This window comes from Kitasatospora sp. GAS204B, assembly GCF_029892155.1.
In the GTDB taxonomy this organism is placed as follows: domain Bacteria; phylum Actinomycetota; class Actinomycetes; order Streptomycetales; family Streptomycetaceae; genus Kitasatospora.
On sequence record NZ_JARZAG010000009.1, the window covers coordinates 69,611 to 82,899 of the forward strand.

Here is a 13,289-nt window from a genome sequence, read left to right on the forward strand (position 1 = left end):
CCGGCATTTCCGGACGCGGACCGGCCGGCACCACCCGCCCGCCCGAGGTCGTACCATCTCAGCTCAGCGGGCGCCCGCGGTCCGTCAAGGGGACGGCCACCTGGACGGCACCGCGCACGGGGGAGCAGTCAGCATGCCCATCCAGTCCCTGGAGCCCACCGACCCCGCCGCCGTCGGGCCCTACCGGCTGCTCGCCAGACTCGGCGCCGGCGGGATGGGCCGGGTCTACCTGGCCCGCTCGGCCGGCGGTCGGACGGTCGCGGTCAAGGTGGTGCGGGCCGAACTCGCCGAGGACCGCGAGTTCCGCGAGCGGTTCCGCCGCGAGGTGGCCGCCGCCCGCGCGGTCAGCGGGGCGCACACCGCGCCCGTGGTGGACGCCGACCAGGACGGCCCGTCGCCCTGGCTGGCCACCGCCTACGTCCTGGGGCCCTCGCTCACCGAAGCGGTGGCCGGGCACGGGCCGCTGCCGCTCGGCTCGGTCCGCGCGCTCGGCCTGGGCCTGGCCCGGGCGCTGGTCGCGATCCACCGGGCCGGGCTGATCCACCGTGACCTCAAGCCCTCCAACGTGCTGCTGGCCGCCGACGGCCCCCGGGTGATCGACTTCGGGATCGCCCGCGCCCTGGAGGGCGAGAAGCTGACCAGCACCGGCGTGGTGGTGGGCTCGCCCGGCTTCATGTGCCCCGAGCAGGTGGCCGGCGCCGCGCTGGGCCCGGCCGGGGACGTCTTCTCGCTCGGCTCGGTGCTGGTCTTCGCCGCCACCGGGGCCGGCCCCTTCGAGCAGACGGGCGAGGCCTCCTCCTCGGCCGCCGCGCTGCTCTACCGGGTGATCCATGACGAACCGTCACTGGACGCGCTGCCCGAGGAGTTGCTGCCCGCCATCGCGGCCTGCCTGGCCAAGGACCCCGCCGACCGGCCCACCCCCGAGGAGCTGGTCGAGCTGCTCGACGACGGCTCCACCACGTCCGGCCCCGGCTGGCTGCCGAGCGCCCTCGCCGCCGAGCTGGCCACCCACGCCGCCGCGGTCCTCGACCTGGACGCCCCGGCACCGCCCGCAGCCGCCGACCCGCGCCCGGCGGTGCCCCACCTGCCCACCGAGATCAGCGGGCCGGCGGCGGGCGCCACCGTGCGGCTGCTCGCGGGCGCCGCCGTCGCACCCGTCGAGCCCGCCGCGGTCGAGCCGGTCACCGCCCGCACGCCCGCCGCGTCCCGCCCCTCCCGGCGGCTCTTCCTGGCCGGTGGCGGCGCCGCGCTGCTGGTCGCCGGGGGCGCCGCCTGGGCGCTGCGCAGCGGCGGCGGCAAGCCCGCGCCCAAGCCTGCGCCGACCGCCTCCGGTCCCAGTGCCGAGCCGTCCACCACCCGCCGCCCCGGCGTCGCACCGGACCCGATCTGGACCCACCCGATCGCCGACGTGCTCAACGGGGCCACCCCGCTGGTGGCCGGGGACACGGTCTACCTGTTCGGGGTCGGCGGAGCGGCGGCGCTGGAGCTGACCAGTGGCCGACCCCGCTGGCAGTTGCCGAACGACTCCGAGGTCGGCGCCGCGGTGGCCGGCGGCGACCTGGTGTACTCCGGCGGCAACCTGGTCAAGGCGGACTCGCTGAGCGGCAACCCGGTCTGGACCTACGCCCCGAAGTCCGCCGCCGGCATGCAACTGCAGCCGGACACCGTGCTGGCCGCCGACGACCAGGCCGTCTACGCCCTGTGCAGGTACCAGCCGCTGGACGCCGGCGGCGATCCGGACCCGAGCGCCAAGACCGTGCCCGGCGTCTTCGCGCTCTCCGCCGCCGACGGCTCGGTCCTCTGGAGCCAGCAGCGCAAGCCCGACGCGACCACCGACGTCCTCGCGGTGCTGACCCGGGACCTGCTGATCTACACCGACTCGCTGCAGAACCTGGTCGCCCGCTCCCGCAAGGACGGCACGCAGCTCTGGTTCGCCACCACCGACTCCAAGGCCAGCTTCCAGCCGGCCACCGACGGGGACCGGGTCTACTGCTCCTCGACCGGCCACGGCGTCCAGGCCGTGGCCCTGGCGACCCAGAAGCAGGCCTGGGTGCAGCCCCCGCCGGCCGGCAGCCACGACCTCTGGTTCGCCCCGCCCGCGGTCTCCGGCGGCGTGGTCTACGCGGTGCTGGGCGGCATCACGATGACGCAGTACAACGCCACCCCCAGCGCCCCGCCGGCCCTGATCGCCTATCAGGCGACGAGCGGTCAGGAGCTGTGGCGCTGCCCGCTGCCGTACGAGTGCTCGATGGACACCCCGCCGACCGTGGTCCAGCAGACCTGCTTCGTCTCCACCGACGACAACGGGATCTTCGCCGTGGACACCGGGACCCACAAGATCCGCTGGACCTTCCGCGCGGACGTGCCGGGCGGTGTCCCCTGGCAGTTCAGCACCGACGGCAAGACCTTGGTCGCCTCGCAGGGGACCAAGGTCTATGCACTGCCGCCGGTCTGAGGCACCCTCAGCCGGCCGACGGACCCGAGGGGGACCGTCAGACGTTGACGCCGAAGTCCTGCGCGATCCCGCGCAGGCCCGAGGCGTAACCCTGCCCGATGGCGCGGAACTTCCACTCGGCGCCGCTGCGGTAGAGCTCGCCGAAGACCATCGCGGTCTCGGTGGAGGCGTCCTCGCTCAGGTCGTAGCGGGCGATCTCCTGGCCGCCCGCCTGGTTGACCACACGGATGTAGGCGTTGCGGACCTGGCCGAAGTTCTGCAGCCGGGTCTCCGCCTCGTAGATCGAGACCGGGAAGACGATCTTCGCGATCGAACCGGGGACCGCGGTCAGGTTGACCTTGATCACCTCGTCGTCGCCCTCGCCCTCGCCGGTCAGGTTGTCGCCGGTGTGCTCCACCGAACCGTCCGGGCTCTTCAGGTTGTTGAAGAAGACGAAGTCGGCGTCCTTGGCGACCTTGCCCTGCTCGGTGCAGAGCAGCGCGCTCGCGTCCAGGTCGAACTCGGCACCGGTGGTGGTGCGCGCGTCCCAGCCCAGACCGACCAGGACGGCGGTCAGGCCCGGGGCCTCCTTGGTGAGCGAGACATTTCCGCCCTTGCTCAGGCTGACACCCACAGGTTCCTCCAAGATGCGGGAGGCACCAGGGCGGCGCCTCGGCGGTGTGGTCCGGAGCCCCCGGCTGACGGGGCCCACGCTCCAGCCAACGGCCCGATCGTAGTACCGGGTTCCCGCCCGCAACGCGAAGTGGCCCGGCGTGGCCCGAGATCCCCTGCCGGGGCTCCCGCCGCACACCGGGCCACGGGGGCCGCGCCGCAGGCTCAGAGCGCCGCGAGCACCTTCAGGTACTCCTGCTCGTCACGGGCGTCCGGCAGGCCGTTGACGACCTCCCAGCGCACCACGCCGGCCTTGTCGATGACGAAGGTGCCGCGCACCGCGCAGCCCTTCTCGGCGTCGAAGACGCCGTAGGCGGTGGAGACCGCACCGTGCGGCCAGAAGTCCGACAGCAGCGGGTACTCCAGACCCTCCTGCTCGGCGAAGACGCGCAGCGTGAAGGGCGAGTCGTTGGAGACCGCGAGGATCTGCACGTCCTCGTTCTGCAGGCGCGGCAGCTCCTTCTGGATCGCGCAGACCTCGCCGGTGCAGACACCGGTGAAGGCGAAGGGGTAGAAGACCAGGACGACGTTCTTCTCGCCCCGGAAGTCGGAAAGCTTGACCAGCTCGCCGTGCTGGTTCTTCAACTCGAAATCCGGAGCCTGGGTGCCGACCTCGATGGCCATGGTGAGACCTTTCTCAGCGGTGGGCGCGGCGCTCACCGTGCCCACGGGTTGCTTGGGCGGCGCAGCGGCCGACCGCGGCCTCATCCTCGCATCCGGGTCCGCGATTTCGGCCTTACGAGTGAGCGGGCAGGGCCCTTCGAGGAGGTTTGGGCACCGGTTTCGCCGCAAGCGAACACGCTCTTGGGCGGCAGCCACAAGCACGGCCGGCAAAGCAGCCGGACCCCGCTGGAGCTTCCTCCAACGGGGTCCGTGCAAGCGGAGCGGAAACGTCAGCGCCTGCCGGACTTCGCCGCCTTGGGCGTCGCCAACCGGGTGCCGGCCCAGTCCTTGGCCACGGCGATCGAGCTGGTCTGCGAGAGGCCGGCGGTCTGCGCCGCCTCGGCGACCTCGTGGGCCTCGACGTGGCCGTCGCGGCCCTTCTTGGGAGTCAGCAGCCAGATCAGACCGCCATCGGCCAGGTACTCCTGGGCGTCGACGAGGGCATCGGTCAGATCCCCGTCCTCCTCGCGGTGCCACAGCAGGACGGCGTCGGCGACGTCGTCGTAGTCCTCGTCGACGAGCTCCTCACCAGTGATCTCCTCGATTCCGTCGCGGAGGTCCTGATCGGTGTCATCGTCGTACCCGAGCTCCTGCACGATCTGGCCGGGCTCGAAGCCCAGCTTGAAGGCCGGGTTGTTGGACTTGTCCGCGGGGTCCGCGGTCGCGCTCACGGGAATAACCTCCAGTATTCGGCCTGGCGTCGATGCCAGGGCTGTGGCCGTAGTCCACACGGGCGCGGCGGTTCGCGCAAGTACCCGACCCCCGATCCCACCCAAAGGTTGACGTCTCGTAGCAAGACACGCCGACTGCTGTGCCAGGAATCACACCGATTTGCCCTTTTGCGGACCGTTCGCCCATGCTGCGGATGCCACTCGTCCATCGGCGGTCGAAGGCCCGCTCGTCCGGCCTGTTGCCCGCGATACGAACGGCATTCGAGACCAACACGATCACGGGCGTAGAGTCTCCTGTTGGCCCTCACCCCGACCGCCCGCCATCGGACGAGCGGGGCACCTGGAGCAGTCCAGGAAACCGGTCGGACCACCTCTTCGTAACACCCGGTGGCAATCGGTGACGGCGGCGACGCCCGATCCGTGCCCCACCTGACCGACGCGCCCATCAAGCGTGCCGGTTACCCATCGGTAGAGATGACGGATCTCCGAGTTGCGGTACACGATGGAGGCGGCGCGACACACCTCTAGTTTCGACCGACAGTGAAGGAACAGCGTGGCTTCCGGATCCGATCGCAACCCGATCATCATTGGCGGCCTTCCGAGTCAGGTCCCGGACTTCGATCCCGAGGAGACCGCGGAATGGCTGGAGTCGCTCGACGCGGCCATTGACGAGCGGGGGCGCGAGCGTGCTCGCTACCTGATGCTGCGGCTCATCGAGCGCGCCCGCGAGAAGCGTGTCGCCGTGCCCGAGATGCGCAGCACCGACTACGTCAACACCATCGCCACCAAGGACGAGCCCTTCTTCCCCGGCAACGAGGAGATCGAGCGCAAGGTCCTCAACGCGACCCGCTGGAACGCGGCCGTCATGGTCTCCCGGGCCCAGCGCCCGGGCATCGGTGTCGGTGGCCACATCGCCACCTTCGCCTCGTCGGCGTCGCTCTACGACGTCGGCTTCAACTACTTCTTCCGCGGCAAGGACGCCGACGGCGAGTCCGGCGACCAGATCTTCTTCCAGGGCCACGCCTCCCCCGGTATCTACGCGCGCGCGTTCCTGCTGGACCGACTGAGCGAGCAGCAGCTCGACGCGTTCCGCCAGGAGAAGTCCAAGGCCCCGTACGGCCTGTCCAGCTACCCGCACCCGCGGCTGATGCCGGACTTCTGGGAGTTCCCGACCGTCTCGATGGGCCTCGGCCCGCTCGGTGCGATCTACCAGGCCCGGATGAACCGTTACCTGGAGCACCGCGGCATCAAGGACACCTCCGCCTCGCACGTCTACGCCTTCCTCGGCGACGGCGAGATGGACGAGCCGGAGTCGCTGGGCCAGCTGTCGCTCGCCGCGCGCGAGGGCCTGGACAACCTGACCTTCGTGGTCAACTGCAACCTGCAGCGCCTGGACGGCCCGGTCCGCGGCAACGGCAAGATCATCCAGGAGCTGGAGTCGCAGTTCCGCGGCGCCGGCTGGAACGTGATCAAGCTGGTCTGGGACCGCAGCTGGGACCCGCTGCTGGCACAGGACCGCGACGGCGTCCTGGTCAACAAGCTGAACTCGACCCCGGACGGCCAGTTCCAGACCTACGCCACCGAGTCCGGCGCGTACATCCGCGAGAACTTCTTCGGTGGCGACCTGCGGCTGCGCGCGATGGTCGAGTCGATGACCGACCAGCAGATCCAGCACCTGGGTCGCGGCGGCCACGACCACAAGAAGGTCTACGCGGCGTTCAAGGCGGCCCGCGAGCACGTCGGCCAGCCGACCGTGATCCTCGCCCAGACCGTCAAGGGCTGGACGCTGGGCCCGAACTTCGAGGGCCGCAACGCGACGCACCAGATGAAGAAGCTGACGGTCGAGGACCTGAAGCGCTTCCGCGACCGCCTGCACCTGCCGATCACGGACAAGCAGCTCGACGAGGGCTACCCGCCCTACTACCACCCGGGCAAGGACTCCGAAGAGATCCAGTACATGCACGACCGCCGCAGCGAGCTGGGCGGCTACATGCCGACCCGCAAGGTGCGGCCGCGCAAGCTGGAACTCCCGGGCGACGACGCGTACAAGGCGGTCAAGAAGGGCTCCGGCCAGCAGACCATCGCCACCACGATGGCCTTCGTCCGGGTGCTCAAGGACCTGATGCGCGACAAGGGCATCGGCAACCGCTTCGTGCCGATCGCGCCGGACGAGTACCGCACCTTCGGCATGGACTCGCTCTTCCCGTCGGCGAAGATCTACAACCCGCTCGGCCAGACCTACGAGTCGGTCGACCGCGATCTGCTGCTCGCCTACAAGGAGTCGCCGAGCGGCCAGATGCTGCACGACGGCATCTCCGAGGCCGGCTGCACCGCCTCGCTGATCGCCGCCGGCTCGTCCTACGCGACGCACGGCGAGCCGCTGATCCCGGTCTACGTCTTCTACTCGATGTTCGGGTTCCAGCGCACCGGCGACCAGTTCTGGCAGATGGCCGACCAGTTGGCCCGCGGCTTCGTGATCGGCGCCACCGCGGGTCGCACCACGCTGACCGGTGAGGGCCTGCAGCACGCGGACGGCCACTCGCAGCTGCTCGCCTCGACCAACCCGGCCGTCGTCGCGTACGACCCGGCGTACGGTTTCGAGATCGCGCACATCATGCAGGACGGCCTCCGCCGGATGTACGGCTCCTCCGCCGAGCACCCGCACGGCGAGGACGTCTTCTACTACATGACGGTCTACAACGAGCCGATCCAGATGCCGGCCGAGCCCGAGAACGTGGACGTCGAGGGCATCCTCAAGGGCGTCCACAAGTACCGTGCGGGCGAGGCGGGCCAGATCCCGGCGCAGATCCTCGCCTCCGGCGTGGCCGTGCCGTGGGCGCTGGAGGCCCAGCGGATCCTGGCCGAGGAGTGGAACGTCAAGGCCGACGTCTGGTCCGCGACCTCCTGGAACGAGCTGCGTCGCGACGCGGTGGAGGCCGAGGAGTTCAACCTGCTGCACCCGGAGGAGCCGCAGCGCGTCCCGTACGTGACGCAGAAGCTCTCCGGTGCCGAGGGTCCGTTCGTCGCGGTCTCCGACTGGATGCGTGCGGTGCCGGACCAGATCGCGCGCTGGGTGCCGGGTCAGTACCAGTCGCTGGGCGCCGACGGTTTCGGCTTCGCCGACACCCGTGGCGCGGCGCGCCGGTTCTTCCACATCGACGCGCAGTCGGTGGTCCTCGGCGTGCTGACCGAGCTGGCCAAGCAGGGCAAGATCGACCGCTCCGCGCTGAAGGAGGCGATCGACCGCTACCAGCTGCTGGACGTGGCCGCCGCCCACCCGGGCGCGGCCGGTGGCGACGCCTGAGGCTGACAGCCTGCTGACCGTCTGAGGTCAGTCCGAGGGCCGGGTTCCCCATCGGGGAGCCCGGCCCTCGGCGTACCGACGCCCCGCACGTCCGGCCCAGCTCCGGGTGCCCGCGGACCGGCGCGCGGTGATGATCGCCCCATGCACGACGACGAGATCCTCGACCGCGCCCGCTGGCTGCTGCGGGAGGTGCACCTCAGCCCCGCCGAGGCCGCCACCCGCCTGCTGGACTACTTCCCCGACCTGGAGCGCGAGGAGCGGGCGCGGTACCTGCGCGAGGCGGCCGAGCGGCCTGCCGAGCACCCTGGTGAGCGGGTCCGGGAGCGGCCGGGGCACGCGGTCCGCGCGAGCTGATCCGAGGTGGCGCCCGGGCCCCGCCCGTCCCCACGAGCTCGTCACCACGCGGGCGCCACCGCGCCGAGATTATGTCAGCTGCTGACAACTGGCAATATGTGACTTATGGCGGCCCCTGGCGTGCGGCCCCCGGGCCGGTCGGCGCCCGCGCGCTATCGTGTCCGCATGGCCTCCCTCGCCGCCGTGCCGAACCCGGCGCCTCCCGGCGCCCCCACGGGCCTGCGCGAACGCAAGAAGCAACGCACCCGGGACGCCCTGGTGGACGCCGCGCACCGGCTCTTCCTCAGCCAGGGCTACGCCGCCACCACCGTGGACGAGATCGCCGCGGCGGTGGACGTCTCGCAGCGCACCTTCTTCCGCTACTTCGCCAACAAGGAGGAGGCCGCGCTCGCGGTGCTGGCCGATGCCGAGGAGTACTTCGTCGGCCGGCTGCGGGCCCGCCCCGCCGCGGAGAACCCGCTGACCGCGATGCGCGCGGCGATCTGCGAGTCCTGGCGCGACCTGAGCGCCGCACACGCGCACGGCGGGCGCGGGGTCACCGCGGCACTGGAGCTGCTCCAGCTGATCGAGTCCACCCCGACCCTGCTCGCCGCCCACCTGCGCCGCTCAGCCGACCAGGAGCGGCGGGTGGTCGAGATCCTGGCCGCCCGCGAGGGCCTGGATCCGGCCGTCGACCTGCGGCCGCGGCTGCTGGCGGCGGTCTTCGGCGCGGTGATCCGCTCCGCCCACCTGGCCTGGTCCGCCGAGCGGACCGACCCGGACAGCCAGGCCTCGCGGGACGACGGGCCGGAGGCCATGATCGCCCTGATCGAGCGTCATCTGGACCAGCTGGCACCGGCATTGACCGGCGACTGGCGCCGGTGACGAGACGACCCGGCACCGGTCACTGTGACCCAACCCACAGTTTGGACCGGCTCCACCGCTCCCCGGGACCTAATACGCTGGCCAACTGAACGTTGTCCGTGGTAGCACCCCCCAGGAGTTGACTAGATGCAGCGCAGGCGGCTGAAGCGCATCCTGATCGGCGCTTTCGCGGCCTGCGCGGTGCTGGCCGACGCCGGCGGCGCGGCTGCCACCGCGGCGGCCTCCAACGAGCAGGTGGCGATCACCAGCCCGCCGGCCGGCTCGGACGCCTGGGTGCGCGACCACTCGCTGGGCCGCCCGCTGCCCGACCCGGCCACCGCCACCGCGGCCACCGTGACGGCCTTCTTCGGCTCGCTCACCCCCGCCCAGCAGGACCGGCTGGCGCACGCCTACCCGCTGGTGGTGGGCAACCTGGACGGCGCCCCGCCGCGGCTGCGCTACCAGGCCAACGCGCTGGCCCTGGCCGCCGAGGTGGCCCGGGCCAAGGCGGTGGCGGCCGACCACAAGGTCGACCCCACCACCCACGCGCTCGCCGTCTCGCGGGCCAACGACTGCCAGGCCCTGCTGCGCCCCGGCCGGCAGATCCTGGCCTTCGACCCGCGCGGCCGCGGCCTGGTCACCGAGGTCTTCGGCGACCTGGCGAGCGCCCAGCGGGTCTCGGTGATCGTGCCCGGCTCGGACACCGACCTGGGCCACCACGACCGGGCGGACGACCCGCTGCGCTCCCCCGCCGGCATGGCCCGCGCGCTGCAGGCCGAGGAGCAGCACCAGGCCCCGAACGTGCGCACCGCGGTGATCGCCTGGACCGGCTACGTCACTCCCGTGGGCCTGGGCCCGGACGCGGTCACCTCGCGGCTGGCCGACGCCGGCGCGCCGCGGCTGGCCCGACTGCTCGACGGCCTGAAGCAGACCAGCGCGCCGGTCGCCCCGCCGACCCTGCTCTGCCACTCCTACGGCACGGTGGTCTGCGGCACCGTGGCGCCCGAACTGCACGGCGCGACCACCGACATGGTGGTGCTCGGCAGCCCCGGCATGGGCGTGCAGAACGCGGACGAGCTGGGCACCGGCGTCCACCTCTGGGCCACCCGCAACCCCAGCGACTGGATCGGCGACGTGCCCTACCTGCAGGTCGGGGGCCTGGGGCACGGGGCCGACCCGACCGCCGCGGACTTCGGCGCCGAGCAGATCTCCTCGGCCGGCGCCGCGGGGCACGTGGGCTACTTCGACCCGGGCACCACCAGCCTGTACAACTTCGCGGCGATCGCGCTGGGCGACTACCAGGACGTGGTCTACCGGGCCGGCTGACGCCCGTTCACCTGGCGCCGGGTCAGCTGAGACCGATTCAGCTGGCGCCGGGTCAGAGGAACGGCCTGGCGTCCTCGGGCGGCCAGGTCCACTGCCGCTGGGGCCGGGCATCCTCGGGCCGGGCGTCCTGCGGCGGCTCGGCGACGGCCGGGGTGGCCAGCGCCGCCGCCAGCCCGTCGATCGTCTCCCGGCGGGGCGTCAGGATCGCGACCGCGGAGCCGTCCGCGAAGTGCAGCCGGAACCGGGCCATGATCTGCAGCCGCGGCCGGCGTTCGACCCGCGTCACCAGGGCCCTGGGGGCCTGCCAGGCGACCCTGGCCACCGCCTGCGGGCCGGCCGCCGCACCGACGTAGGCGACCCGCCGGTCGGTGACCACCAGCACTTTGCGCACCTCCGGGATCCGCACCGGGAAGCCGGCGGCGACACTGCCCGCTCCCCCGGTCACCGACCCCAGGTGCGAGACCGCGTTGCCGATCTCAGCGGTCGGGCCGATCCCCACCCCCGAGGTCCCGGCCACCGGATAGGCCGAGGCCACATCCAGCAGCCGCTCCCCCGGGGCCAGCAGCGGGTCCAGCACGGATCGGTAGTGCTCCGTCAGCTTCTCGGTCACCGCAGCAGCGTACTGGCCTACTCGCGGGCGGTGGCCGTGAAGTTCATGTCCGGGTAGCGAGTGCCCGCGACCGCGTCGGCCAGCGCGTCCAGGACGCCGAGTTCGGTCCCGGTCAGGCGCAGCGTGGCGGCGGCCGTGTTCTCGGCCAGGCGGCTGCGCTTGCGGGTGCCGGGGATCGGCACCACCGTCAGCTTGTGCACCTCGGCGCGCTGGTGGACCCAGGCGAGCGCGATCTGGGCCGCCGTCGCCTCGCGCTCGGCCGCGATCCGCTGGATCGAGGCGACCAGCTCGGCGTTGGCGGCCGCGTTGTCGCCGGTGAAGCGAGGCTGGTGGCGACGGTAGTCGTCGGCCGCCAGCTCGGTGGCACTGGCGAAGCTGCCGGTCAGGAAGCCGCGGCCGAGCGGCGAGTAGGGCACGAAACCGACGCCCAGCTCGGCGGCCGCGCCGACCACGCTCTGCTCCACGTCACGGGAGAAGAGCGACCACTCCTGCTGCACGGCGGCGATCGGGTGGACCGCGTGCGCCTCGCGCAGCTCGGCGCCGGTCACCTCGGACAGGCCCAGGTGGCGCACCTTGCCGGCCTGGACCAGCTCGGCCATCGCGCCCACCGACTCGGCCAGCGGGACCTGCGGGTCGCGGCGGTGCATGTAGTAGAGGTCGATCACCTCGATGCCCAGGCGGCGCAGCGAGGCGTCCACCGCGCTGCGGATGTAGGCGGGGTCGTTGCGCACGCCGCGGTGGTGCGGGTCGTCGGCCTTGCGCTCGACGGCGAACTTGGTGGCCAGCACCACCCGGTCGCGGTTGGCCCGGACGAACGGGCCGATCAGCTCCTCGTTCTGGCCCGATCCGTAGATGTCGGCGGTGTCGAAGAGGGTGACCCCGGCCTCCAGCGCGGCGTCCAGCGTGGCCAGTGCCTCGGCGGTGTCGGTCGGACCGTAGAACTCGCTCATGCCCATGCAGCCCAGGCCCTGGACGCCGACGAGCGGGCCGTCGCTGCCGAGCCGGACGGTGGGGAGCTTGGACGAAGACTGGCTGGTGGTCATGTGTTCTGCTTCTTCCCTGAGTAGAGGTCGATCTTGCGGTCGAGCACCGCGAGCGTGGCGTGCAGGTCGGCGATCTTCTGCCGGACCTCGTCGCGATGGGCGACCAGCAGGTCACGCCGTCCTTCGACGGTGTGGTCGCCCGCCCGGACCAGCTCCACGTAGCGGAGCATGTCCGCCACCGGCATCCCGGTCAGGCGCAGCCGGCCGAGGAAGGCCAGCCGCTCCAGGTCGCGGTCGCTGTAGAGCCGGCGCCCGGCGTGCGAGCGGTCGATGGGGTCGAGCAGGCCGATCCGCTCGTACCAGCGCAGCGTGTGGGTGGTCAGCCCGGTGCGGGCGGACACCTCGCTGATGCTGTGGCGCAGCGTCCTGTCGGCGGGCGCGGCGGCGGGCTCGGTGGCCTGCTCGGCTGGTACGGCGCTCATGGGCGGTTCCCCCGGAGGTGGTGCGGCGTGACGGATACGACGCTATCGAGTTGGAGTGCACTCCAAGCAAGCACTGACCAGGGTCGCACTAGAGTTCCTGGCATGCAGAGCTTGCGGATGATCGAGGACTGGCCGGTCGGCACGGCGGCCGTGGCGGTGGTGCGGGGCGCGGACGGCGCGTTGCTGGGCGCGCACGGACCGCAGCACCACCGCTTCCAGCTGGCGTCGGTGACCAAACCGCTGACCGCCTACGCGGCGCTGGTCGCCGTCGAGGAGGGTGTCTTCGAGCTGGACGACCCGGCCGGCCCCGAGGGCTCGACGGTCCGTCACCTGCTCGCCCACACCTCGGGGCTGGCCTTCGACGACAACCGCCCGATGGCCCAGCCCGGCACCCGGCGGCTGTACTCCAACGCCGGGTTCGACGTGCTCGCCGAGACCCTGGCCAAGGCGGCCGGGATCCCGTTCGAGCGGTACACGGCCGAGGCGGTCTTCCAGCCGCTGGGCATGGCCGACACCACGATCGAGGGCGTGCACCGCAGCCCGGCCGGCGCGGGCGGCCTCTCCACCGCGGCCGACCTGGCCAGGTTCGCCGCCGAGCTGCAGGCCCCGCGGCTGCTGGACCCCTCGACGCTGGCCACCGCCACCCGCGAGGTGGCCTTCCCCGGCCTGACCGGGGTGCTGCCGGGTTACGGGCACCAGAAGCCCAACGACTGGGGCCTGGGCTTCGAGATCCGCGACCACAAGGCCCCGCACTGGACCGGCGCCACCAGCTCGCCGCAGACCTTCGGCCACTTCGGGCAGTCCGGCACGTTCCTGTGGGTGGACCCGCAGGCCGGCGTGGCCTGCGTGGCACTGGCCGACCGGGACTTCGGGCCGTGGGCGGCCGAGGCCTGGCCGGTCTTCACCGACGCGGTGCTGGCGGAGCTGCGCGGCTAGGGCCGAGTGCG

Annotated in this window: 12 protein-coding genes; 6 read left to right on the forward strand and 6 right to left on the reverse strand. The window is 72.3% G+C overall.

Annotated features, from left to right (window positions below):
- The first annotated feature begins 133 nt into the window (after positions 1-133).
- Positions 134-2,455: a serine/threonine-protein kinase gene (locus tag P3T41_RS14640; protein WP_280690263.1), complete on the forward strand. Its 2,322-nt coding sequence runs from the start codon at positions 134-136 to the stop codon at positions 2,453-2,455.
- A gap of 37 nt (positions 2,456-2,492) precedes the next feature.
- Here the strand turns inward: P3T41_RS14640 and P3T41_RS14645 are convergent, their stop codons facing one another.
- From P3T41_RS14645 to P3T41_RS14655, 3 genes are all read right to left on the reverse strand, one after another.
- Positions 2,493-3,068 carry a TerD family protein gene (locus P3T41_RS14645; RefSeq protein WP_280690264.1) on the reverse strand — a complete coding sequence of 192 codons (576 nt, stop codon included), beginning with the start codon at positions 3,066-3,068 and terminating at the stop codon, positions 2,493-2,495.
- Positions 3,069-3,271: 203 nt separating this feature from the next.
- Positions 3,272-3,730 carry a peroxiredoxin gene (locus tag P3T41_RS14650; protein WP_280690265.1) on the reverse strand — a complete coding sequence of 153 codons (459 nt, stop codon included), beginning with the start codon at positions 3,728-3,730 and terminating at the stop codon, positions 3,272-3,274.
- A gap of 269 nt (positions 3,731-3,999) precedes the next feature.
- Positions 4,000-4,440 carry a DUF3052 domain-containing protein gene (locus P3T41_RS14655; RefSeq protein ID WP_280690266.1) on the reverse strand — a complete coding sequence of 147 codons (441 nt, stop codon included), beginning with the start codon at positions 4,438-4,440 and terminating at the stop codon, positions 4,000-4,002.
- 553 nt (positions 4,441-4,993) lie between these two features.
- On the opposite strand from P3T41_RS14655, the gene aceE reads away from it, so the two are divergent.
- The 4 genes from aceE to P3T41_RS14675 all read left to right on the forward strand — a co-directional run bounded on the left by aceE (position 4,994) and on the right by P3T41_RS14675 (position 10,267).
- Positions 4,994-7,744: a pyruvate dehydrogenase (acetyl-transferring), homodimeric type gene (gene aceE, locus P3T41_RS14660; protein WP_280690267.1), complete on the forward strand. Its 2,751-nt coding sequence runs from the start codon at positions 4,994-4,996 to the stop codon at positions 7,742-7,744.
- 141 nt (positions 7,745-7,885) lie between these two features.
- A complete protein-coding gene (locus P3T41_RS14665) occupies positions 7,886-8,098 on the forward strand; it encodes a hypothetical protein (protein WP_280690268.1) in 213 nt (70 codons plus the stop codon).
- Positions 8,099-8,263: 165 nt separating this feature from the next.
- On the forward strand, positions 8,264-8,962 hold the full coding sequence (locus P3T41_RS14670) for a TetR family transcriptional regulator (RefSeq protein WP_280690269.1): 699 nt from the start codon (positions 8,264-8,266) through the stop codon (positions 8,960-8,962).
- Between the two features lie 126 nt (positions 8,963-9,088).
- Positions 9,089-10,267 (forward strand): alpha/beta hydrolase, encoded by a 1,179-nt coding sequence (locus P3T41_RS14675; protein ID WP_280690270.1) that lies wholly within the window; start codon positions 9,089-9,091, stop codon positions 10,265-10,267.
- A gap of 52 nt (positions 10,268-10,319) precedes the next feature.
- Here the strand turns inward: P3T41_RS14675 and P3T41_RS14680 are convergent, their stop codons facing one another.
- The 3 genes from P3T41_RS14680 to P3T41_RS14690 are packed head-to-tail and all read right to left on the reverse strand — an operon-like array spanning position 10,320 to position 12,342.
- Positions 10,320-10,877 (reverse strand): hypothetical protein, encoded by a 558-nt coding sequence (locus P3T41_RS14680; RefSeq protein WP_280690271.1) that lies wholly within the window; start codon positions 10,875-10,877, stop codon positions 10,320-10,322.
- Between the two features lie 17 nt (positions 10,878-10,894).
- Entirely contained in the window at positions 10,895-11,920 is a 1,026-nt protein-coding gene (locus tag P3T41_RS14685; protein WP_280690272.1) for an aldo/keto reductase, read from the reverse strand.
- Positions 11,917-12,342: a MerR family transcriptional regulator gene (locus P3T41_RS14690; RefSeq protein WP_280690273.1), complete on the reverse strand. Its 426-nt coding sequence runs from the start codon at positions 12,340-12,342 to the stop codon at positions 11,917-11,919. The genes P3T41_RS14685 and P3T41_RS14690 overlap by 4 nt, the downstream gene beginning before the upstream one ends.
- A 102-nt stretch (positions 12,343-12,444) precedes the next feature.
- Between P3T41_RS14690 and P3T41_RS14695 the strand changes: the two genes are divergently transcribed.
- Positions 12,445-13,278: a serine hydrolase domain-containing protein gene (locus P3T41_RS14695; protein ID WP_280690274.1), complete on the forward strand. Its 834-nt coding sequence runs from the start codon at positions 12,445-12,447 to the stop codon at positions 13,276-13,278.
- Positions 13,279-13,289: the final 11 nt, after the last annotated feature.